Genomic DNA, 22,837 nt, shown 5'->3' with positions numbered 1-22,837 from the left:
ATCGTTGACTAGCAGTATCGTTGACTAGCGGTGAGACGGATATTAACGTTTGTCTCATGACCCAGGTGGCAGCCCCGTCCGGCAGTGAGCGATTCGACGACAACGGCCGCGTCCCGGGCGCTCGATCCTCATCCGACATTCCGGCTCCGGGACCCGGCTCGGTCACCTGGCGCTACTTCGGAAGCTGGCGGGGGATGCTGATGGGCCTGTGGTCGGGCTCGATGCAGAACATGCACCCCAAGCTCGCCGCCGGAGTCTGGGATCACTCCGACTTCTTCGGCGAGCGCTGGGAACGCCTCATGCGCTCGCTCTACCCGATCAGCGGCGTCGTCTTCGACCAGACCCCGGAGACGGGCCGCGGCGTGCGCGACTACCACCTCACAATCAAAGGCACCATGGACAACGGCGAGCGCTATCACGCACTCGATCCCGACGTCTTCTACTGGGCGCACGCGACGTTCTGGTACGGGAACATCCGGTGCGCGGAGGCCTTCGGCCCACCGATCTCCGAGGCGGACAAGCGAGCGTTGTTCGAGGAGTCTCGTGGCTGGTACGCCCAGTACGGCGTCAGCATGCGTCCGTGCCCCGACACCTACGAGGAATTCCTCGAGTACTGGGACCACATGTGCCGGCATGTGCTCCGCGACCATGCCGCAGTGCGCACCGTCTTGGACATCTCGCAGCTGCCGCCTCCGCCCTGGATGCGCGCGTGGATGCCTATGTGGTTGTGGCGCAAGCAGATCCGAGTCATTGGGCGGTTCTTCATGTGGATCACCACCGGTCTGTACGACGAACCGGTCCGCGAGATGATGGAGTTGACGTGGACCCCCACCGACGAGCGCCGGTTCCGGCTCTTCGGGAAGGCGGTGAACGCGGTGATGGGGCTGCTGCCGCCGCGCTACGAGAGTCATCCCCGCCGCCGGGACGCCGTCGACCGACTGTCGGGCCGTGTCGCGGCCGACGCGCCGCTGCTGGAGAGCCCGCTTCGCAACCTTCCGCCGGAATCAGAACGGGGCAATCCCATCCACTACTGTCCGGTGCACGCCTCGCGCAGGGCCAACTTGCCGTGGCAGAGCAACGACGCGGCCCCGCGTCGGTAGTCGTCGCCTCCCGCTCACCGGGCCAGCGCGGCGATGATCGAGTTCCTGCGATCGCTCGACTGAACGTCCCCGGACATCACAGCTGACCCGTCGATACCCGGTACCGATAGAACACCGGCGCGGCCAGCGTCGCGACGACCGTGAAGATCACCACCAGCACACCGCCTCCGGCGAAGGTCGCAGCGGTCCCGGCCGCGGCTGCCGCGGCGCCGTGGGTCACGTCTGCGATGCGCGGGCCGCCCGCGACCACCACGATGAAGACGCCCTGCAGCCGGCCGCGGACGTCGTCGCTGGCCGCCGACTGCAGCATCGTCTGGCGGAAGGCCGCCGACGCCATGTCCGCGGCACCGCCGATCATCAGGGCCAGCACCACGATCGGGAGGACGGGAAGCATGGAGCCGTGGGCGAACACCAACACCCCGCCCGCCACCGCGATCGAGACACCCCAGATCAGCACGCACACCACCACCGCGCGTCCCTGCCGCTGCACCCGCGACACCCAGCCAGACAGGACGCCGCCGACCACCGCGCCGAGCGGGATGGCGATGAACAGCAGCGCGAAGGCCACGCCGCCGTCGGACGGTCCACCGAAGCTCTCATGTGCGATCTGCGGGAACAGCGCGCGCGGCATCCCGAAGATCATGGCGATCAGGTCGATGACGAACGACATCAGGAGCACCGGGTGGCCCTTCAGGTACACCAGGCCGTCGACCACCGACCGGAAGCCGGCGGTGGGCCGCGCGGGCGGCGTACCGCCGTCGCCCGCGTCGGGGACGCCGTGCTCCGGCGGCAGCGGGGGCAGGCTCACCACCGCCCACAGGGTCGCGAACAGACAGACGGCGTCGACGAAGTACAGGGTCGAGAAGCCCAGAACCGGGATCAGCGCACCGCCGACCAGGGGTCCGGCGATGGCACCGGCCTGCATCACGGTCATGTTCAGCGAGTTCGCGGCGGGCAGTCGTTCGAGCGGCAGGATACGAGGCAGAACAGCTGTGCGCGTGGGCTGATTGACAGCGAAGAAGGCCTGCTGGAGCGCGAAGATCACCAGCAGGAGCCAGACATTGCCGACTCCGGCCGCCGCCTGTGCCCAGAAGGCCGCGGAGGTGACGATCAGGCCGACAGTGGTGACCATCAGGATGCGGCGCCTGTCGAAGGTGTCGGCGAGCGCCCCGCCCCACAACCCGAAGACCACCAGGGGGACGAGGCCGAAGACACCGCTGAGTCCGACGTACGCCGAGCTTCCGGTGATCGCGTACAACTGTGCGGGCACGGCGACGATGGTCAGTTGCGCACCGACTACCGTGATGATGTTGGCGGTCCAGAGCCGGCGGAAGTAGACGTTCTGCAGCGGCCGGGTATCGGCCAGGATTCCACGCGCCATCAGGGCTGGAGCCGCTCCAACCGCCAGCCGTCGGCGGTCCGGACGGCGCAGGCCCGGTTGTGCAACCGGTTGGCGCGCCCCTGCCAGAACTCGACGACGTCCGGCTCCAGGCGGTATCCGCCCCAGCCCGGCGGAACCGGTACCGGCTCCCCCTCGTCCGCACCGCCGAATCGTTCCGCGACCGCCGCCGCGGCCTCCTCCAGTTCCGCACGGGAGCCGATCGGCTGCGACTGCGCCGATGCGAACGCCGACAGCTGCGATCCGCGCGGCCGCGATTCCCAGTAGCGGCGGGTCTCCTCCGAGTCCACCTTCACCACGCGGCCGCGGAAGTGGACCTGGCGCTCCAGCGCGATCCACGGAAACGTCGCCGACGCGTGGGGATTGGCAGCGATGGCCCGTCCCTTCTGCGAGTCGTAGCCGGTGAAGAAGACGATGCCCGCTTCGCTGACTCCCTTGCACAGCACGGTGCGCGTCGCCGGACGGCCCTGCGCATCGACGGTTCCCAGCACCATGGCGTTGGGTTCGGGGATGCGCGCGGCGATGGCTTCGGCCAGCCATGTCTCGAAGAGCGATAGCCAGGGCGGGTCCCCGGTCAGCCATGACGGATCGAGGTTCGCTCGCACTCCGTCGGCACCCGCCGCCCCGTCACCCGGACCGTCCGCACCCGACCCGTATCCGACTCGCATACTCGGCAGGTCTACCAGCTTCTTCACGCCCTGCATGCTACTTCCGATCACACCACCAGCCGATCCGGCAGTCCGTCGCCGCCCGGCACCGGCGCCGGCGCGTCGACTCCGGACACCGCCCGGTAGGCCCGACCGACCAGTTCGATCCCACGCACGAGCGTCTGGGCATCGAGCGTGTACGGGATCCTGATGTGGCCGTCGAAGCCGCCGAGCGGGCCGAACGAGCCGCCGGGGATCAGTCGGACGCCGAGTTCGGCCGCCGCCGCGGCCGTCGCGGTCGCCACCGGGCGGGGCAGCGCCACCCACAGGCAGAGACCGCCCACACCGCGCACCGGCACCGCGCCGGGCAGGTGCCGGCCGATCGCCCGCAACGCGGCCGCGCGTTGGGCGCGGAGCACCGCCCGGCGTGCGGGAAGGAAGGCGTCGAGATTCGCGAGTGCGTACTGAGCCGCGAACTGCTCCACCACCGCTCCCCCGAGATCGGATTCGTAGCGAGCCAGCGCGTAGGCGTCCGGACTGCCGTCGACGCGGATCCAGCCGACGCGCAGACCCGGCCAGACGGTCTTGCTGGCCGAACCGAGTGTGATGATCTGCGACCTGTGCCTCGGTCCCCGTGCGGAGGGAGCGAAGGCCGCCACCGGCGGCGGCGCACTCACGTCGAGCCCCAACTCCACCATCGTCTCGTCGACGATCACCGGCACCCGGTGACGCGCGGAGATCTCGGCGAGGCGCAGGCGCCCGGCCTCGTCGAGCAGCAGTCCGGTGGGATTGTGGAAATCGGGAATGACGAAGATCAGGCGCGGTTGCTGCAGCCGGACCACCGATTCGAGCTGGTCGAGGTCCCAGCCATAGGTGGGATGCAGTCCCACCGTGACCGGCCGGGCACGATGCCGGGCGAGGGCCAGGATGGTCCCGTGATGAGTCGGCTGCTCGAGCAGGACGCGATCACCCGGCGCGACGTGGACGTCGAGCACCAGGCGCAACGCGTGCTGAGCGCCGGAGGTGACGAGGATCTGATCAGGCGTGGTCGGCAGACCGCGCGCGGTGTACCTCTCGGCGATCGTCTCCGCGAGTGCACGCAGGCCGTTGGGATACAGCCCGGTTCCGGCGAGGTAGCCCGGCGCGCATTCGAGTGCATGGCGGAATCCGTCGTGAACGATCTGTTCGGGAGCGGTCGGCGCGGCGATGTTGAGCTTGATCATGTCGGCTTCGGCCCCGAGATCGATCGGCTCCGGCGGCACCTGCACCGGCAGGGTGAGCACACTGCGCGCCCCCTGCCGCGACTGCAGATGGCCGCCGTCGCGCAGCGCCGCGTAGGCCGCCGCCACCGTCGTGCGCGAGACGTTCAGCGCCTGCGCGAGGGTGCGTTCACTCGGCAGCGCGGTGCCGACCGGAACACGTCCGTCGAGCACCAGCATCCGCAGCGCGTCCGCAAGCGCCTGATAGCCGGGCCGCGGACCGTCCGGGCGCCAGGCCCCGAGATGTCGTGCCAGTGCGGCCGCACCGATTGCGCCGGTAGGAGTGATCACAAGTCCAGTATTCCGCAACTGGCTATGGATTCAATGGCCAGTTTCGGCCACGGTGGTCTCATGTTCAAGAGACTCCTCGCACTCGCCGTCGGCCTCGTGCTCTACGGCGCTTCGATGGCGATGATCCTGCACGCCGGACTCGGCAACATCCCCTGGGACGTCCTGCATCAGGGAATCGCCGACCAGGTGGGCCTCTCGATCGGCACGGTGTCGATCATCGTCGGTGCGGTGGTCCTGCTCGCATGGCTTCCGCTCCGACAACGGCCCGGCGTGGGCACCGTGGCGAACGTGGTGGTCCTCGGCCTGACCTTCGACGCGGTCTCCCCCTACCTGCCCGACCGGCCCGGGCTCGCGGTCGCGGTCCCCATGATGCTGGGCGGCATCGTCCTCAACGGCTTCGCCACCGCGCTGTACATCGGCGCACGGCTCGGCCCCGGGCCGCGCGACGGCCTGATGACCGGGATCGTTGCGCGGACGGGATGGTCGGTGCGCGTGGTCCGAACCGTCCTGGAAGTCGCAGTGGTGGCGGTCGGGTTCGCTCTCGGCGGCACCCTCGGGGTCGGCACCGTGCTCTACGCGGTGGCAGTCGGTCCGCTCATCCAACTGTTCGCCCGGCTGATGCGCGTCGATCGCGCGGTGGCCGGCGAGACCCGCGTCACGGACGCGGCCCACACCTCTGCCGCAGGTCTGCCCAATTCTTCAGAACCCGCTATTGCCCCAGATCCCGCCGCTCCCAGAGCGCCGCGGCGGCGACCACGAAGGCCGCTGCGGCGAGCGCCGGGATCACGAGCGGCAGCGCCTGGACCGATTGCAGCGGAATCTGGGGAACGTGCGTGAACGGCGACACGTCGCGCACCCACTGCGGCAGGCCGAGCATCCCGCCGAAGGGGCCCAGCAGCCACGAGGCGATGAGGATCGGCCAGCCGACCACGGCGAGCCGTCCCCGGGCGCCGTACAGCAGCACGGCCAGCGACATGGTCGCCGCGGCCGCCGGGACCGAAGCCGCCGCCATCGGGAATGCGACCTCCGCCGTGCTCCCCCATCCCGCGCCGGAGAGTCCGGCGCCGAGGAGGACCGATGCCGGCGCCGCCGCCATCACGATCACCACGGTGACACCGATGACACCCGCCTGGGTCCAGAAGTAGCGTCGCCGGGACACCGGGGTGGCGAGCAGCACCTCGAGGCGACCGCTCACTTCCTCCGACCGCCATTTGGTGAGCAGCGAGACGCCCGCACCCACCGCCGCTACCGCGAGGAACCCGGTCATCGTCGACAGGAAGACCTGTTTCAGTGTGCCCGCCGCTCCGGACGACTCGAGGAAGTCGGTGATCGCCTTGTTGGTACCCGCGAACTGATCCACCTGATCGGTGATGACGCCGACCGTGACGCCGTACACCGCGACGCCGCCGATCCAGGCCGCCGCCGTCGAACGGCTCTGCCGCCACGCGAGAGCCAGCGGCGACCGCAAGTGCGGTCCGGCCGCCGGGCCGGGTCTGGCGGCGAGCAGCCCCGCCCCCAGGTCGCGGCGCCTGCGGACCACCGGAGCCAGCGCGAGACCTGCGACGAACGCCGCGACGGAGGCCAGCGCCGGCCAGAAACTGTTGCCGTCGAAGGGCTCGATCGCCTCGGCCCAGCCGACCGGGTTCGTCCATCTCAACCAGGCCGCGGCGGGCACCGTGTCGGCGACGCCGCGCAGGACGTATCCGGCGAGCACCACGCCGGACGCGGCGAGATTCGCCGAATGGGCCGAGGGGAACACCTCGGCGGCGACCAGCGCCAGGCCGGCGGCGGCCAGACCGGTCGAGGCGTATTGCGCGAACACCGCGAGCAGCGACACCGGGTCCGCGCCGTCGACGGTGAGCAGGCTCGCCGCCATCGCCGCGGACACGACGAGCACGAAACCGACGACGACGCTCACCGCGGCGACGGCGGGAGCCACCGGTCCGACCGACCCGGCCAGGACCAACTCGGTGCGTCCCTCTTCCTCCTCCTTGCGGGTCAGCCGAACCACCGCCATCGCGGCACAGACGCCGAGCGCGGCGATCATGAACAGTCCCGCCCGCCACGACGCCAGCGCCGCCAGAGAGTCGTCTCCGGGAACACTTCCCAAGAGGAACCGGAACGCCGCATTGGTCCCCGCGACCGTCCGCAGGCTCTGCTGCTGAGCGGGATCGCCGGCGAGATTCTGGATCATCGCGGCGGTCGACAGATTGATGGCCGCGAACAGCACCACTGTCACCGGGATGATCAGCCGCTCACGGCGCACGTCCATGCGCGCCAGCAGCGGCCAGCGCGTAGTCGGCGAAGTCATGCCCGCTCCCGGCTGCCGCGGACCGCGTCCTGATCGTCCTGATCGCGGTAGTTCTGCAGGAACAACTCCTCCAGGCTCGGCGGTTCGATCGCCAGCCGGGCGACCCCCGCGGCCGACAGCGCCGCGGTGACGGCGGGGAGGGCATCGTCGTCGACGGTGAAGGTCACGTCCCCGGAAGCCGTCGTGTCGAGATCGTGCACCCCCGGCACCGCGGACAGGTCGCTCGGACCGGGGAGGGTGGCCGTGACCCGCAACCGGCGCAGATGTCGCAGATCCTCGAGCCGGCCCGCCTGCACGGTCTTTCCCGCCCGGATGATCGTGACGGTGTTGCAGAGCTCCTCCACCTCGGAGAGCAGGTGCGACGACATCAGGACGGCCGCCCCGCGTGCGGCGCGCTCGGCAGCGCAGCGCATGAACTCGCGCGCCATCAGCGGGTCGAGCCCGGACGTCGGCTCGTCGAACACCAGCAGATCGGTGTCGGCCGCGAAGGCCGCGACGAGCGCCACTTTCTGCCGGTTCCCTTTGGAGTACGACCGCGCCTTCTTCGTCGGATCGAGTTCGAACCGCTCGATCAGTTCGTCGCGCGCGGGCGTGGCTGCCGGGTCCAGACCCCGCAGCCGCAGCAGGAGGTCGATCGACTCACCACCGCTGAGCTGCGGCCACAGCGTGACGTCGCCGGGCACATAGGCCAGCCGGCGGTGCACGGACACCGCATCGCGATGCGGGTCGGCACCGAAAAGCCGGACCTGCCCGCCGTCGTGGCGGAGCATGCCGAGCAGGATGCGGATGGTAGTAGATTTACCCGCGCCGTTCGGCCCCAGGAATCCGGCGATCTCGCCGGTCTCGACACTGAGGTCGAGCCCGTCGAGCGCGGTGAACCTGCCGAAGTTCTTCCGCAGACCTCGTACATCGATCACCTTCGACGTGTCCATTTCCTCACCTTCGACGAAACAGCGAAACGGTGTCCAGAGTCATCCTGCTCTTGCACGGCGCCCGCTGCTGCGCAATGCCGTGCTGGGCTGTCTTAGAATCGTCGTCATGACCGATACCGCGATCACGCTGCCCGCCGAACTCCTTCCCGCAGACGGCCGTTTCGGCTGCGGCCCGTCCAAGGTCCGCCCCGAGCAGCTGCAATCGCTGGTCGACACCGGCGCTTCGGTCTTCGGCACCAGCCACCGTCAGGCACCGGTCAAGAACGTCGTCGGCGCGGTCCGCGAGGGTCTGGCACAGCTGTTCTCGCTGCCGGAGGGCTACGAAGTCGTCCTCTCCAACGGCGGCACCACCGCGTTCTGGGACGCCGCGGCATTCGGCCTGATCCGCGAGCGCGCCCTCAATCTCACTTACGGCGAGTTCTCCTCCAAGTTCGCCACTGTGTCCAAGAAGGCCCCGTTCCTTCAGGATCCGAAGGTCGTCTCGACCGATCCCGGAACCGCACCCGACCCGGCTGCGCTGACCGCCGGCGACGTCGAAGGCGTCGACCTCATCGGCTGGGCGCAGAACGAGACCTCCACCGGCGTCGCGGTTCCCGTGGTCCGCCCGGCCGCCGCAGGCGATGCGCTGATCGCCATCGACGCCACCTCGGGTGCGGGCGGGCTGCCGGTCGACATCGCGCAGACCGACGTCTACTACTTCGCGCCGCAGAAGAGCTTCGCCTCCGACGGCGGGCTCTGGATCGCGATCATGAGCCCGGCCGCACTGGCTCGCATCGAGGAGATCAAGGAGTCGGGCCGCTGGTGCCCCGAGTTCCTGTCTCTGCCGACGGCGGTCGACAACAGCTCCAAGAACCAGACCTACAACACGCCCGCGCTCGGTTCGCTGTTGCTGCTGAAGAACCAGATCGAGTGGATGAACGACAACGGCGGTCTGGACTTCTGCACCGGCCGCACCGCCGACTCCAGCTCGCGGCTCTACAGCTGGGCCGAGGCCAGCGAGTTCGCGACTCCGTTCGCCGACGAGGCGCACCGCAGCCAGGTGGTCGGCACCATCGACTTCGCGGACTCGGTGGACGCCGCGGCCGTCGCCAAGACGCTGCGTGCCAACGGGGTCGTCGACACCGAGCCCTACCGCAAGCTCGGCCGCAACCAGCTGCGCATCGGCATGTTCCCGGCGATCGACCCCGAGGACGTCACCAAGTTGACCCAGTGCATCGACTACATCGTCGAGCGCCTCTGACCCGGATCGAAGATCTGATCTTCACAGAAGGGCCGCGTGTCCTCTCGCGCTCCGGCACAGAAATTCACTAGTGTTGAGTGCGGTATCCGCGTACCTGGTGACCGGAGGAGGAGTCGATGCGTGAACTGCACGCCGATCGCGCCGACTCAGACGGTGCGTTCATCGTCGTGATGGACCTCGACTCCGGCGAAGAGTTTCAGATCCCGATCGACAGCACGTTGCGCGCGCTCGTCCACCCGCCGGAATCGGTTGAGGCGGATGTCCCCGCCCAGTGCGAGTGCGCGTCGACCGACGCCGCCCGGCCCGAGTCGACCCCCTCCGGGCCCGCTCAGTCGGTGGCCGACCAGCCGACCGATGCGCAGGCGACGTTGTCGCTGACGCCCCGGGAGATCCAGGCTCGTGTCCGGTCCGGTGCCAGCGTCGAAGAACTCGCCGCCGCCACCGGGGTCGGAGTCGAGAAGATCAATCGGTTCGCGCATCCGGTGATCCTGGAACGGAGCCGGGCCGCGGAACTCGCGCGCGCCTCGCATCCGATGGGGGTGGACGGTCCCGTCGCAGGCACACTCGGCGAAATGGTGGCCGAATGCCTTGTGCTGCGCGGACATTCACCACAGAACGCCGAATGGGACGCGTGGCGCACGGAGTCGGGTCAGTGGGTGGTCCAGGTGTCGCCGGAACCGGGCTCGGACCTCTTCGCACACTGGCGCTTCGTGCCCGGATCGCACGGCGGGACCACCGACCCGATGGACGATCTGGCCGTCGAGCTGACCGAACCGGAACTGGCGCGCAGCAGCCGCAGGCCCACAGTGCAGGCGGTACCGAAGCCTCCGGCCCACGAGGTGGCGCCCGACGGGCACGAATACGTCACGGTGGATGCCGACGACCTCACCGGACGGCAGAGTCACCGACGGGACCCGTTCGGAGAGGTCCTCGATCTGCGGTACGACGACGAGCGTCGAGTGGAGGCATCGACGCCGCAGGAGGAGAGGGAGTCGACGGCACCGCGGCACCGCGGCAAGCGTGCGACACCCACCGTGCCGGCGTGGGAGGACGTACTGCTCGGCGTCCGAAGCCACCCGAACGACTGATGCGACTTGGAGACTCGGTGCTGCCGAACATATCTGCCCTCTGGTTAATCGCCTGCCCCGATCCGGCGGCGGAGTTGGCCGGCGGCGTGTACATCGATCCGGAGAAGACGGCGGACTTCATCGAGAAGGCCTTCGCCGACACCGAGATCACGCCCATCGGAACCTCCGATCTCGCGGCTGCCGTCGACGGCGCCGACAACCGGGTGTTCGCCGCGCACTTCGGCCGCCTGGCGGTGCTCGCGGGCGCCAGCCTTCGCACCACCGACCCCGACGAGCTGACCTCCTATCTCGAGGATCTCGGTGTCGGCCAGACCTGGGCTCTCGTCTCGCTCGACCCCGACACCGACACCGGATGTGTGGCCCGCTGGCAGGACGGTGAACTGCAGCGCGCCTTCGTCGGCACGCCGACGGTGATCCGCACCGACGTGGGGCTGCCGTATCCGTTCGAAGGGCCGTTCTGGGCGGGTGACCACCCGCAGGCCGCCGCCGAACACGATCCGCTCGCGCTGCCCTTCCATCCCGGCGAACTCGCGGACGCCGCGCACGGCGCCTGGTTCGGCTTCAGTTTCCACGGCGACACATCGTCGGCCGTCGACCCCGCGCGCATCCCCGTCACCGTCTACCGCGTCGGGCCCGACGACGGATTCGACAACGTGATCGAATCATCGGTGCCCCTCCGCGCGGACGCCCCGACCGAGCCGCATCACGCGCACGCCGCTCCGGAGGGGTCGACCGAGGAGACCGAGCCGATCCAGCGGATTCCCGCGCCGGTCGCGACCCCGGAGCCGCAGTCGGAGCAGCAGCCGGACTCCCCGCCCGCGCGCACTCCCGGACCGATCTCCCGCTATTTCGGCTTCCGCGGTCGTCTGTGACGGCCGTCGACGCCGGTTGAGCGAATACCGGCCCTCCCAGGCTGGTTGAGCGAGCGCAGCCCCCGCCGCTGGTTGAGCGAGCGCCGCCCCCGCCGCTGGTTGAGCGAGCGAAGCGAGTCGAAACCGGCTCGCGTTTGGTTTCGACTCGCTGCGCTCGCTCAACCAGCCTGGGATGGAACCGACACGCGTTTGGTGCGTTTGGTTTCGACTCGCTACGCTCGCTCAACCAGCGGGCGGGAGGGAACAGGCACACGTCGGCTTCGACTCGCTACGCTCGCTCAACCAGCCTGGGAGGGTTTCGACTCGCTAGGCTCGCTCAACCGGCGGGCGGGAACACCATCGGCACAGATCAGCGGGCGCGCTCGTAGAAGGCCACCGCCGCCGCGGTCGCGACGTTCAGCGAATCGGTGCCCCGGCTCATCGGGATCCGCGCGCGGACGTCGCAGCGTCGCATCGTGTGTTCGGCCAGGCCGGGGCCCTCGGCCCCGACCAGGAAGGCCACCCTGTCGTCGGTGACCGCCTCGGCGAGGGGGACGCTGCCCTCGCCGGGAGTCAGTGCCACCGTGGTGAATCCGGCCGACCGCAGCAGGTCCAGGTCGGCCGGCCACGCCTGCGAGCGAGCGAAGGGCACGAGAAGCGCATGCCCCATCGACACGCGCACGCACCGTCGGTACAGGGGGTCGGCGCACCCGGTCCCGAAGATCACCCCGTCCACGCCGAGGCCCGCGGCGTTGCGGAAGATGCTGCCGATGTTCTCGTGATCGTTGACGCCCTCCAGGACGGCGACGGTGCGCGCGTTCTCGATCACCTCGGGCACCGAGAGTTCGACGGGCCGCCGGGCTGCGGCGAGGACGCCGCGATTGAGGTGGAAGCCGATCACCTCGGCCATCACCTCGGCGCTCGCACGGTAGAACGGCACCCCGGCCAGCGCCGGGTTTTCGAGGTCCGAGGCCAGTTCGTCGAGCCGGCGGTCGACGCCGAAGAAGGCATGCGGTGAAAACCTCGAGGCGATCATCCGCTGCGCCACCAGCACTCCCTCCGCGATCACAAGCCCCTTCCCCACCCGGCCGCCGGGCAGCGCGGGTACATCCGGGCGGCGGTCCACCGAGTTGAGGTCCCGGAAGTCGTCGATCCGCGGATCGGACGGGTCGACGATGTCGATGACGTCCACGGCGAGGTGGTCGGTCGGCCGGACTGCGTCTGTCGAGGTCACCAGTCAACGGTGCCACATCGTGGCCGGTCAGCGGTGCTCTGCACCGGCGTCGGTGAGCTTTGGCACACTGGACGGGTGAACAATTCGTCGTCTGACGCTGCCGATCCGCTCTCGCTCGAACGCCCCAGGGGCACCGACTGGCCGGAGATCCTCGAGATCGACGCCCGTGCGTTCGCCCTGCCGAAGCCGCTGCCCGCCGACGAGATGATCGAGTTCCGCAACCGGGCGGGTGAGGGCGACACCGTCATCATCCGCGACACCGGCTCCGACGGACGTCCGATCGTCGCCGTCTCGTTGTACTTCCCCGTGCCGCTCACCGTCCCCGGCGGCGAGTCGGCCACCACGGCCGGACTGTCGTGGGTCTCGGTGTCGGCCACCCATCGGCGCCGCGGTCTGCTGCGGCGGATGATCACCGAGCAGTACCGGACCTGGCGCGAACGCGAGTTCCCCCTCGCCACGCTCACCGCGTCGGAGGGCGGCATCTACGAACGCTTCGGTTTCGGGCCCGCGATCTTCTCTCATCGCGTCCGCGTGACTCCCGCGTCCGCGCAGTTCCGCACTCCCCCGCCGGCCGATTCCCGGGTCCGCTACGGCAACAGCGAGCAGGTGGTCCGGCACGTCCCCGAGGTCCATCGCCGCTGGGCCGCAGGGCGCAACGGCGCGATCACCCGCCCGGAGACCTGGTGGCCGTCGATCATCGCCGACCGTGCCTTCCGCCGGAACTCGCAGACCAGCGGCCTGCACTATCTACTGCACGCCGACGGCTATGCGGCCTACCGGATCGATGCCCGCGACAAGACCGCGATCGTCGAGGACTTCGTCGCCGCCACGCCGGAGGCACACACCGACCTGTGGCGCGTCCTGTCGAGCCTGGACCTGGTCTCGGCCGTGACGGCGTCCATCCCGGTCGACGACCCGCTGCCGCACAAGCTGGTGAACGCGCGAGCCCTCGAGGTGCAGGGACGGGCGGACGAGCTGTGGGTGTCGATCCTCGACGTCGTCGCCGCCCTGGAACTGCGCACCTACGGCGCAGACGGCGACCTGGTCCTGGACGTGACCGACGGTTTCGGCGACCGTGCGGGACGCTACCGGCTGACGGTCGCCGATGCCCGTGCGACGGTGACGCGCACCGACGACGCCCCGCAGGCCGGCATCGACATCGCCACGCTCTCGAGCGTCTACCTCGGGGGTGTCGGCGTCCGCGAGATGGCCGCCGCCGGACGGATCGACGCGGATCCGGAGGTCGTAGCGCAGCTGGCGGCGATGTTCGCCGTCGACGAGGCGCCCTTCGCGGGCACGTTCTTCTGACGCGTCAGCCCGAGATCAGATCGGAGATCGGCCCTCTCGCGAAGTAGAGCAGGAACAGGACCGCCACCACGTACAGCAGCGGATGCATCCGGCGCCACTGTCCCCGCGCCGCTCCGAGCACCACCCAGCTGATGAAGCCGACGCCGATGCCGTTGGCGATCGAGTAGGTGAACGGCATGGTGACGATGGTCAGAAAGGCCGGGAGCGCGAGCTCGAACCGGGTGAAATCGATGTCCCTGATCTGGCCCATCATCATCGCGCCGACGACCACCAGCACGGGTGCGACAGCTTCCATCGGCACCACGCTGTACAGCGGGGTGAAGAACATCGCCGCCAGGAAGAGCACACCGGTCACGATGTTCGCGAATCCCGTGCGCGCGCCCTCGGCGATGCCCGCCGACGACTCGACCAGCACGGTGTTCGACGACGCGGACGACGCGCCGCCGACGATGGCGCCCGTACCCTCGATCATCAGCGCCCGTCCGATGCCCGGGAGATTGCCGTCCTTGTCCGCGAGACCGCCCTCCTTGCCGAGACCGGTCATCGTGCCCATAGCGTCGAAGAAGTTCGACAGCAGCAGGGTGAACAGGAAGACGCAGGCGATCAGAACGCTGACATCGTCGAACTGTCCGGTGAACGCGCCGAACAGGTCCACATCGCCCACGAGGGACAGGTCCGGCAGTCCGCCGATGCCGCTCGGGAGTTTGGGAACGTTCATCGCCCAGCCCCCGTGGCCTTCGGACGCCGGGCCGAGATGCATCACGGCCTCGACGATAATCGAGACCACGGTCATCACGATGATCCCGAGCAGCAGTCCGCCGGGCACCTTCCGAACCACCAGGACCGCCATCAGCAGGACGCCGACGACGAAGACGACCGTCGGCACGGTGCCGATCGACCCGTCGTGCCCCAGCTGGACCGGCGGGGCGCCGGCAGCCTCCGGCCGGGTCACGAAGCCGGCGTTGATGAAACCGATGAAGGCGATGAACGCGCCGATGCCCGCAGCGATCGCCGATTTGAGTTCGGCCGGCACGGCGTTGAAGACGGCGGTCCGGACACCGGTGAGGCCGAGCAGCACGATGATGACACCGTCGATCACCACCAGGCCCATCGCCGCCGGCCAACTCATCTGCGGCGCGATCGTCACCGCCAGCAGGCTGCTGATCCCGATGCCGGCCGCCAGGCCGAACGGATAGTTGGCGACCAGGCCGAAGACGATGGACATCACACCCGCGGCCAGTGCCACCACGGCGGCCACCTGAAGCATCGGGAGCACGTTGCCGAGGGAGTCGGCGTTGATCGGTTTCCCGGGGACACCGCCGATGATGATCGGCGTCAGGACGACGATGTACGCCATCGTGAAGAACGTGACCAGTCCGCCGCGCACTTCCCGGGCCACCGTCGAACCGCGCTCGCGGATCTTGAAGTACCGATCCAGCACGGACTGCGACGTCTTCGCCGTGTCGGTGCCGTTCGCCTCCTGCGGTTCGTTGTCGGCCGGATCGGTCATCGGCGGGCCTCTCAGTGTCGGGCATTCAATGGACCGGATAATTGTTGCGCATGCGCCGCGCGCGAACCACCACGGGCGGGAAAGCTAGTCTGAACCCATGTCAGACGAGTCCGAGATCCCGCAACTCCCGGCCAGGCTCAGGGCACCCGAACCGGTCATCGTGGCCGGGATGCTGATCTGGACGGTGGCCACGTTGGTGGTGTGGCTCGGCGGTGTTGGTCCCGACAGCGCGCTGCCGGTGTGCCTGGTCGGGCTCGGCGTCGGTGTGCTCGGCACCGGCGTGGTACTCCTCCAGAAGGCCGCCGTGCGGCGCGGTTCCCGCGGCGCTCAGGAAGGGCTCGACGTGCGCTGATCCCTGGCGTTCTTCACCTGCTGATCGTGCTGGGCCTGTTGGGCCACCGAATTCGTCACCCGCTTGGTTCCCACCCGCAGCAGGGCGGGTCGCCGGACCAGTTGCGCATGGGCCACGAGACAGACGAGCAGCCATATCAGTCCGAACAACCAGCCGAAGACGACGTCGGAGGTCCAGTGGACGCCGAGGTACACCCGGCTGAGACCGATCACCGCGATCAGCGCGGGAATCCACAGCAGGATCAGCGGTCGCGCCCGCACGCGCGGATACAGCCGGTACAGGATGACGGCGGAGAGCCCGTACACGACGGTGCTGAGCATCGCGTGCCCAGAGGGGAACGACGCTCCCCCGACGTCGATGAGCCGGTCGGTGACCGGTGGTCTGGGTCTGGCGAACAAGAGCTTGAGCAGCACCATCAGCACGTAGCCGCTCAGGCTGCCGACCACGATGAGTGCCGAGAGGTCGATGCGGTTGCCCACCCACGCGAGCACCAGCACCCCGATGACCACCAGGACCACCGTCAGGGTGTCACCGAGGACGGTGAGGAACTGCATAACCGAGGTCAGCGGTTCGTGCCGGGAGTGCACCACCCAGTCGGTGATGCGTTCGTCGATCGGGAACTGCTGCACTACTGCCTCGCTGGTGTCTCTGGAGGGAACTCGTCGTTCGCGGCTCGCCGCTCACGGTACTGGCTCATCGTCCGCCCGCCCCCGACATCGGCTCAGATGCACCGTCCCGTCGTCGTCCACCCACAGGGGCACGCGCCGCCGGTCGTCGGTCTCACCGGTCACCGTGACATGGAGATCGTCGTGGAGCCGCACGCGGTGGGGCGCGGGCAGTCCGGCCGCCGCGGACAGCCGGACGGCGTCGGCGGAGTCGGGGTCGACGGACTCGCCGCCCTGGTCCGGGATCACCCGGTAGACCTCGGCCGCGGTAGGTGCATCGAGGAGATCGGCCAGCAGAGCGGCTGAATCGGCGTCGGGCGGGATCGCAGGCAGGACGGCGCGACCGGCGGGCACCACGCTCATCCACCACGGCGCCCCGACCACCACGGGATCGTCGGAGACTTCGCCGGAGACCGTCCGGGCGCCTCGGGGCGGTTCGACGTCGTCGACCGCGAACGCCCCGGAACGCACGGCACTGATCAGCGCGGCATGGGCACGGACTGCGACGCCGGGTGCGACCGTCCGTGCCGGATCGGCGAGCCTTGCCAGCCAGTCGGCCGCGTCGTCGGCGTCGTCCGGCTCACCGGCGGCGAGGAGTCCGGCGGCCGCCACGGGCACCTCGACGGGGTCGAACAGCCCGCGCAGCGACGTCTCGTCGACCGATCGGAGACCCCGTAGCGCCGTGCCGTCGATCTCGGCGTATCGGCGCAGCCACCACCGCGTGTACCCGCCGGTCAGCGCGGACGCGGTGTCGGGGTCGTCGGCCAGCAGCGCGAGAGCGGCCGGCCACTGCCGAGGGTCGACGAGGTCCAGGTCGCGAACGGCGATCAGTTCTTCGGGCGGCACCTCGTGCTCCTCCCACCATCGCTCCTCGTCGGGCAGGTCGTGATCCGGCGCGACGGGCGCGTCGTCGCGCACGAGCGTGAATCCCCATCCGACGCCGAGTCGGCGCAGAGCCGTCGGCCCGTACGTCTCGACCACCGAATCGGCGACGGTTCCGAACGGAGAGTCGTCGACCAGCACCTGCGCCAGCGGGCTGTCGGGCAGCAGGAGTTCGTCCGCCGGCCACCGCTCGCCGTCGGCTCCGAGCAGTTCCAGACCGCCGAGTTCGGCCGGCGCGCGACCGGCGTCGGGCAGTCCGAGGATCCTGAGCACCACGTCGGTCACGGCGTCCGGGTCGGCAGCGCGGTCGTCGGAATCGGGGCCGGCGTCGAGCTCCGCGATCAGCTCGGGCAGCGCCAGAGCCGCCGCGGGCGAGATGCGCGTGAGTCCGAGGCGGTCCAGGAGCGGGTCGTAGGCGGCGGGATCGACGGTCGGCACCCAGCTCGGGACGGGCGGATCGTCGAGCCCGTCCAGCCCGTCGATGAGAAAGAGCCCGCGGCACCCGACGTTCATGCGGCCGTCGGCGCGCGGAACCGGCAGCGTTCCCAGTTCCTCGGCGGTCCGTGCGTCCGGGACCATCGGCGCCAGCGCCGCGTAGAGCCGCGACCACCATGCGGTGTCCTCGCCGCCGGCACCGGACAGCAGCTCGGCCAGATCGGCCAGGCCGAGGCGCCGAGCGCCCAACCCCACCAGCAGCGACGCCGTCACCCGGTCACTGACATCCGGATGCGCCAACGGTTCGAGAAGGTCGCCGAGCAGCGCCGCGAGGTCGGCCGTCAGGCCCGGGAGCACCCACGCCCGTTCGGGCGAGAGCGCCTCCCCGGTGGCAGACGGCAGCCACCGGGCAGTGCGCAGCCGGTCCCGGACCGCCTCCCGGAGCACCGCGTCCACCCGGCCCGATGCGAGCGCCGGCGGGGGAATCACCGCTTGCTTCTGGTCGTCGGGAACCAGTGCCGCGAGTTCGGGATAACCCGCGGCCGCCGCCTCGACGTCGGCGTCGGGATGCAGTTCCCGGCGATCGGGCGTCAACGGCAGGTCGGCGATCACGCGCGCGGGAAGGGTCAGTTCGATATCCGTGGCGTTGGGGCTGCGCAGCGCGTCGCCCGACAGCGGCCGTATCCGTCCGTCCCGGATCGGCACCAGCCATCGGGCGGTGGCGGCTCGCGCGATCAGCCAGCGCCGGTGCTCGGTGCCGTCGCGGGTGATGACGACGGTGTCGCCGTCGGCCAGACGCTCGTAACTCCGCCCGGCGACGTCGATCCGCGCGAGCGCCTCCAGTTCGAGCAGGAGGTCGGGCGCCTGGTGCTGCGCCGCCGACACGATCGCGGCCGCGGCCTCCTCGTCGGCCGTCTCCAGCACCACCTCGGTGTCGAATCCCGCAGCGGGCTGGGCCGCCGAGGGCCAGGCCAGTCGCTGCGCGGGGACCCGATCAAGATCCAGCTCCGAATCGGGATCGTCGATCAGCGCGCGGATCTGTCCGCGAGTCCGATCGGCGTCGAACTCGATCGATCCGCTGCGTGAGGCGAGGGTGACGCGCGCGGCGAGCGACGTGGCACGGAAACCCATGCCGAAGCGGCCGACGGTGGTCCCGCCGTGGATCAGCGGGCTCTTCGGCGACACGCGCAGCGCCGTGAGCGACCGGACTCCGGCGGCCGTCAGCGGCGCACCGGTGTTCGCGACGTGGACGGTGGCGCCGTCGGCCCACACCGCCACTCGGCCGTCGATGCCGGCCAGGCTCGCCGCGTCGGCCGCATTGGCCGCGAGCTCGGTGAAGAGGCGGTCGCGGTAACCGATCTCGAGAAGTTCCGCCTCGGCCGCAGCGTCCTCGGCCAGACGGGTGGGCGACGACAGCCAGCCCTGCAGGGTGCTCCGGCGCAGGTCCGCGGTCCCGAACGGATCCGCGGGATCAGTCTCCGGCCGGGGCATCGCTCGCCGGAACGGCCGGCAGCGTCACGACCTCGACGGCACCGTCGTCGAAGGCGTCGTAGGCCGGGCTGCCATTGCCCGGTGCGGGCCGTACGTCCGAATGCGCGCCGCAACCGTACTCCGCGGAGACCGCGCGGCCGTCGGCGGACAGCTCGTTGGCGCAGACGCCGAAGGCGCCGTGGAGCGCTCCGGCGAGGGGCAGGTAGAAACCACAGGTCCCGCACGAGTGCCGGGCGTTGCGGGCCATCGCCGAATCGGGACCGAATTCGCCGTCGTACCAGCGCTGGGCGGCGTCGGCGCGGCCCTCGAAGGAGAGCAGGCGCTTGCGTCCGAGGCCGATCTCCGCCGAGACCTGCCCCACCTGATCCCGGTCGATGGGATCGACGTCGAGGGTGTCGATCTGCCCGGGGACCAGCCGCGGATCGTCGGCGGGCGCGGCCAGCAGATCGCCGGGACCGAGATCGCCCGGCGCGACGCGATCCACCCAGGGAACCCATTCGGGGGCGAGCAGAGCGCCGTCGCCGGGGAGCAGGACGGTCTCGCTGACCGTCAGTTCCCTCGACTCGGGCGCACCCGCGACGACGACGCACCACTGCCAACCCCGGTAGCCGGGGACTTCGGCGGCGAAGTAGTGGGTGGCGGCGTACTCGCCCTCCGAGCGCGCCCCCAGATGCTCACCAGGCGTTTCGCCGTCGGCGATCAATGCTTCGCGCGCGAAGGCGACAGCATCCACCAGGGCGCCGTTCTCGAATGCAACACTCACCCTTCCAGTGTGCAATAGCGGCCCGGGGTAATGCACGTCAGGCACCTTTCGCAGACGATTCGCGGGATCGGCGAGGCACGCACGAAGCATCGGGCGCCGCCTGTTCCCAGCCTTGTCCGCGTCATAGGGAACAATTGATGACGTGAATCCTCGTCAACCCGGTGACAACCGCCCCCACGGCGGTGACCGGCAGCAGTCTCCGCGGTCTCCGCGGCGGCCGGCGCCGCATCCCGGCCAGGCGAACTACCCGGCCGACCCGCGACCGCGCGTGCCCACCCGACCGTTCGAGTCCCGCGAACGTCCGGCCAGCGAGGGCTATCTGCCTCCGCGCACCCGCAACCCGCATCTGCCCCCGCTCGACCCGCAGACCGAACCCGTCGACCAGCCGACCACCCGGATCAAGCCGGAGGCCGGCGCGCAGGACCGTCGCCGCGGCACCGAATACGTTCCACCCGAGAAGGTCACGGTGGTCCGGGTCTTCGCGCGGCGGTCGAAGTACTTCACCGCCCGCGGCGTGAACATGGTGCATCGCGCGGCGACGGCCGACGGCGCCGACCGGTCCGGACTCACCGCGCTCACGCTGCCGGTGATCGCCAACAGCGCCGTCGACGCCGCGATGGCGGTCGCGCTGGCGAACACGCTGTTCTTCGCCGCGGCCACCGGCGAATCGAAGGTCAACGTCGGCCTGTACCTGGCTTTGACGATCGCACCGTTCGCGCTCATCGCACCGCTGATCGGGCCGCTTCTGGACCGGCTGCAGAACGGGCGGCGAATCGCGATGGCCGCGACCTTCGGCCTCCGCGCGGTCCTCGGGTTGCTCATCATCGTGAACTCCTCGTGGGACTCCTCATCCGGGCAGCTCACGTACAAGCCGTGGGTGCTCTATCCGTGCGCCCTCGGGCTCATGGTCCTGTCGAAATCGTTCGGGGTGCTCAAATCGGCCGTGGCACCGCGCGTGCTGCCGCCCTCGATCGATCTGCCCCGCGTCAACTCCCGGCTCACCACGTTCGGCCTGATCGGCGGCACCATCGTCGGCGGCGGCATCGCGGGCGCGCTCGAGATGGTGCTCGGCAAGTTCCTCCCCTTCCACGTTCCGGGCGCGATGATCTGGCTGGTGCTGGTCGCCGCGATGGGCGGCTACTACTGCATGAAGATCCCGTCGTGGGTGGAGGTGACCGAGGGCGAGGTCCCGACGACGATCACCTACCGCGGCAGTCCGGACGCCGAGGCCCCCACCGAGCGGGCCCACAAGCCGAGCCTCTCGAAGCGGTTGGCGGCCAAGATGCGCCAGCCGCTGGGCCGTTCGGTGGTGACCGGACTGTGGGGCAACGGAACCATCCGCATCCTGACCGGGTTTCTCACCCTGTACATCGCCTTCTACGCCAAGGCGCAGGACCACCTGGGTTCCGGCTGGGCGCAGCTGATGATGCTGGGTGCGGTGGGTGCCGCCGCCGGCGTCGGCAACGCCGCCGGAAACGGCCTCGGCACGCGGATCGAGCTGCGCAATCCCACCGCGATCGTCGTGTGGTCCACCGCGGCCACATTCGTCGGATGTCTGCTGGCCGCGATCTTCAACTCGCTGATCTTCGTCGTCGTCGCAGGCTTCATCGGCTCGGCGACCAGCGCCATCGCGAAGGTCTGCATGGACTCGAGCATCCAGGACGATCTACCGGAGGAGTCCCGGGCGTCCGCATTCGGCCGGTCGGAGACGGTGCTCCAACTCTGCTGGGTCTTCGGCGCCACCCTGGGTGTGCTCCTGCCCACCGAGCTGTGGATCGGCTTCACCGTGGTCACCGTGTTCGTCGGCATCGGTCTCGTCCAGACCTTCCTGACCAGCCGCGGTTCCACGATGGTGCCGGGCTTCGGCGGCCGCCGCCCCGATCACGCGGCCCCGACGATGCCGATCGAAGTGCCCGACCATCTGCGCGCACCGCGCTGAGCCGCGGCCGACACGCCCCTGATCGAGCCCGCACATCCCCCAGCCCCCGCCCCCCTAACCGAAGGACGTATTCGACGTGTTGCAACCGGGAGACAAGAAGGCCCTCGCGATCATCGGAGCCGTGGTGGTCGCGGCCCTGGTGATCATCGCCGGCGCCACCACGCTGCTCGTCCGGGGACACGAGAAGCCGCTGCCGACCATCTCGTTCCAGGCCGGCGACCACCTGACCCGGGCCGAACCGTCGTACTGGTGCTCGGTGAAGATGGACGACTGCCGACTCGTCGACCGGAACGGCAAGTTCAAGCTCCGCACCTACGACCACCCGGTCGCCATCGGCGAGCGGGTGACCCTGAGCGTTCCGAAGGAGATCTCAGACGGGCCGTGGACGCTCATCGCCGAATACGCGACACCACGGGGCATCGCACGCGTGATGTGGCTGCACCTGCCGGGCACCACTTTCACGCAGATTCTGCACAGCGAACCCGATCGGGTGCTGATGGGCGTGGAGGTGTCGTCGATCTCGGCGTACCGGGAGAAGACACCCGGCCAGGACAACGACTCGCTCGACGTCGACCTGTCGATCCGCGGCACCTTCTCGATCCGGACTCTGCCGGTCGACTTCCGCATTCCGAACACCGCGACGCTGCCCGACCAGCGCGGCTAGCTCGGCCGGACGGAGGCCCGCCTCAGCGGTCGAGTTCGCGTGTGACGCCGCGGACGACCTCCGAGATCCGCTGGGCGGTCTTCCGGTCGGGATAGCGGCCGTTGCGCAGATCCGGCTGCACCTTGCCTTCGAGCAAGGTGATGAGATCGGCGATGAGCCCGTGCAGTTCGTCGGGCGAGAGACGCTTCGCGTCCCGCTCGCGGCGTGCCGCCTCGCGCGTGTTGCGCGCCACACTGGGCGCCGGTTCGAGGACCGTGACACGCAGCGCCTGCGGGCCGCGGCGTCCCGCCGCCATGTCGAACTCCACCTTCTGTCCGACCTTCAGCTCCGAGACGTCCGAGGGCAGCGCGTTGGCCCGGACGTACACATCCTCGCCGTCGGTCTGCGACAGGAACCCGAAGCCCTTCGCGGAGTCGTACCACTTCACCCGGCCGGTCGGCACAGTGCTCACCTTCACAACTGATCTGGTCTGCCAC

19 protein-coding genes are annotated in these 22,837 nt (G+C 69.8%); 9 read left to right on the top strand and 10 right to left on the bottom strand.

From position 1 onward, the window contains the following. Positions 1-56: 56 nt before the first annotated feature. On the top strand, positions 57-1,100 hold the full coding sequence (locus tag ACK8HH_RS03870) for an oxygenase MpaB family protein (RefSeq protein WP_045540144.1): 1,044 nt from the start codon (positions 57-59) through the stop codon (positions 1,098-1,100). Between the two features lie 76 nt (positions 1,101-1,176). On the opposite strand, the gene ACK8HH_RS03865 is transcribed toward ACK8HH_RS03870, so the two are convergent. The 3 genes from ACK8HH_RS03865 to ACK8HH_RS03855 are packed head-to-tail and all read right to left on the bottom strand — an operon-like array spanning position 1,177 to position 4,696. Then, positions 1,177-2,481, bottom strand: a complete 1,305-nt coding sequence (locus ACK8HH_RS03865; protein ID WP_062367381.1) for an MFS transporter — start codon at positions 2,479-2,481, stop codon at positions 1,177-1,179. Then, complete coding sequence (pdxH, locus tag ACK8HH_RS03860; protein ID WP_006894598.1) at positions 2,481-3,203, bottom strand: pyridoxamine 5'-phosphate oxidase; 723 nt, start codon at positions 3,201-3,203, stop codon at positions 2,481-2,483. The genes ACK8HH_RS03865 and pdxH overlap by 1 nt, the downstream gene beginning before the upstream one ends. Positions 3,204-3,214: 11 nt before the next feature. Further along, the gene (locus ACK8HH_RS03855) at positions 3,215-4,696 is read right to left on the bottom strand and encodes a PLP-dependent aminotransferase family protein (RefSeq protein WP_412475554.1); all 1,482 of its coding nucleotides are present in this window, start codon (positions 4,694-4,696) and stop codon (positions 3,215-3,217) included. A gap of 60 nt (positions 4,697-4,756) precedes the next feature. Between ACK8HH_RS03855 and ACK8HH_RS03850 the strand changes: the two genes are divergently transcribed. Beyond that, positions 4,757-5,533, top strand: a complete 777-nt coding sequence (locus ACK8HH_RS03850) for a YczE/YyaS/YitT family protein (protein WP_231875717.1) — start codon at positions 4,757-4,759, stop codon at positions 5,531-5,533. 1,470 nt (positions 5,534-7,003) lie between these two features. On the opposite strand, the gene ACK8HH_RS03845 is transcribed toward ACK8HH_RS03850, so the two are convergent. Continuing rightward, the gene (locus ACK8HH_RS03845) at positions 7,004-7,939 is read right to left on the bottom strand and encodes an ABC transporter ATP-binding protein (RefSeq protein ID WP_039866706.1); all 936 of its coding nucleotides are present in this window, start codon (positions 7,937-7,939) and stop codon (positions 7,004-7,006) included. Between the two features lie 106 nt (positions 7,940-8,045). On the opposite strand from ACK8HH_RS03845, the gene serC reads away from it, so the two are divergent. From serC to ACK8HH_RS03830, 3 genes are all read left to right on the top strand, one after another. Beyond that, positions 8,046-9,179, top strand: coding sequence for a phosphoserine transaminase (serC, locus tag ACK8HH_RS03840; protein ID WP_006894593.1), 1,134 nt, complete (start codon positions 8,046-8,048; stop codon positions 9,177-9,179). A 116-nt stretch (positions 9,180-9,295) separates the two neighbouring features. Continuing rightward, entirely contained in the window at positions 9,296-10,267 is a 972-nt protein-coding gene (sepH, locus tag ACK8HH_RS03835) for a septation protein SepH (RefSeq protein WP_006894592.1), read from the top strand. Then, complete coding sequence (locus ACK8HH_RS03830) at positions 10,267-11,139, top strand: DUF6928 family protein (RefSeq protein WP_233500107.1); 873 nt, start codon at positions 10,267-10,269, stop codon at positions 11,137-11,139. Before sepH ends, ACK8HH_RS03830 begins: the two co-directional genes overlap by 1 nt. Positions 11,140-11,488: 349 nt before the next feature. Here the strand turns inward: ACK8HH_RS03830 and ACK8HH_RS03825 are convergent, their stop codons facing one another. Continuing rightward, positions 11,489-12,352: a TrmH family RNA methyltransferase gene (locus ACK8HH_RS03825; protein ID WP_278126300.1), complete on the bottom strand. Its 864-nt coding sequence runs from the start codon at positions 12,350-12,352 to the stop codon at positions 11,489-11,491. Between the two features lie 75 nt (positions 12,353-12,427). Between ACK8HH_RS03825 and ACK8HH_RS03820 the strand changes: the two genes are divergently transcribed. Beyond that, entirely contained in the window at positions 12,428-13,660 is a 1,233-nt protein-coding gene (locus tag ACK8HH_RS03820; RefSeq protein ID WP_006894587.1) for a GNAT family N-acetyltransferase, read from the top strand. A 4-nt stretch (positions 13,661-13,664) separates the two neighbouring features. Here the strand turns inward: ACK8HH_RS03820 and ACK8HH_RS03815 are convergent, their stop codons facing one another. Beyond that, the gene (locus tag ACK8HH_RS03815; protein WP_006894586.1) at positions 13,665-15,170 is read right to left on the bottom strand and encodes an NCS2 family permease; all 1,506 of its coding nucleotides are present in this window, start codon (positions 15,168-15,170) and stop codon (positions 13,665-13,667) included. A 97-nt stretch (positions 15,171-15,267) separates the two neighbouring features. On the opposite strand from ACK8HH_RS03815, the gene ACK8HH_RS03810 reads away from it, so the two are divergent. Then, the gene (locus tag ACK8HH_RS03810; protein WP_006894584.1) at positions 15,268-15,522 is read left to right on the top strand and encodes a DUF2530 domain-containing protein; all 255 of its coding nucleotides are present in this window, start codon (positions 15,268-15,270) and stop codon (positions 15,520-15,522) included. Here ACK8HH_RS03810 and ACK8HH_RS03805 read toward each other — a convergent pair. Genes ACK8HH_RS03805 through ACK8HH_RS03795 form a run of 3 tightly spaced genes read right to left on the bottom strand, consistent with a single transcriptional unit; the run spans position 15,498 to position 19,758 of the window. Then, positions 15,498-16,151: a phosphatase PAP2 family protein gene (locus ACK8HH_RS03805; protein WP_006894582.1), complete on the bottom strand. Its 654-nt coding sequence runs from the start codon at positions 16,149-16,151 to the stop codon at positions 15,498-15,500. The genes ACK8HH_RS03810 and ACK8HH_RS03805 overlap by 25 nt on opposite strands. Before the next feature lie 51 nt (positions 16,152-16,202). Beyond that, positions 16,203-18,995, bottom strand: a complete 2,793-nt coding sequence (locus ACK8HH_RS03800) for a sacsin N-terminal ATP-binding-like domain-containing protein (protein WP_006894580.1) — start codon at positions 18,993-18,995, stop codon at positions 16,203-16,205. After that, positions 18,976-19,758 carry a DUF3027 domain-containing protein gene (locus ACK8HH_RS03795; RefSeq protein ID WP_039866704.1) on the bottom strand — a complete coding sequence of 261 codons (783 nt, stop codon included), beginning with the start codon at positions 19,756-19,758 and terminating at the stop codon, positions 18,976-18,978. The genes ACK8HH_RS03800 and ACK8HH_RS03795 overlap by 20 nt, the downstream gene beginning before the upstream one ends. A 142-nt stretch (positions 19,759-19,900) precedes the next feature. Between ACK8HH_RS03795 and ACK8HH_RS03790 the strand changes: the two genes are divergently transcribed. Both ACK8HH_RS03790 and ACK8HH_RS03785 read left to right on the top strand, forming a co-directional pair. Then, complete coding sequence (locus ACK8HH_RS03790; RefSeq protein ID WP_062367385.1) at positions 19,901-21,697, top strand: MFS transporter; 1,797 nt, start codon at positions 19,901-19,903, stop codon at positions 21,695-21,697. 76 nt (positions 21,698-21,773) lie between these two features. Beyond that, the gene (locus tag ACK8HH_RS03785; protein ID WP_346074703.1) at positions 21,774-22,361 is read left to right on the top strand and encodes a DUF2771 family protein; all 588 of its coding nucleotides are present in this window, start codon (positions 21,774-21,776) and stop codon (positions 22,359-22,361) included. A gap of 22 nt (positions 22,362-22,383) precedes the next feature. Here the strand turns inward: ACK8HH_RS03785 and ACK8HH_RS03780 are convergent, their stop codons facing one another. Beyond that, positions 22,384-22,803, bottom strand: coding sequence for a cold-shock protein (locus ACK8HH_RS03780; protein ID WP_006894574.1), 420 nt, complete (start codon positions 22,801-22,803; stop codon positions 22,384-22,386). Positions 22,804-22,837 lie beyond the last annotated feature (34 nt).

The organism is Gordonia sp. LUNF6 (assembly GCF_047041125.1).
GTDB lineage: Bacteria > Actinomycetota > Actinomycetes > Mycobacteriales > Mycobacteriaceae > Gordonia > Gordonia sihwensis.
The sequence above is the reverse complement of the archived record's forward strand: the minus strand, read 5'-3'. Positions and strand labels throughout refer to the sequence as shown.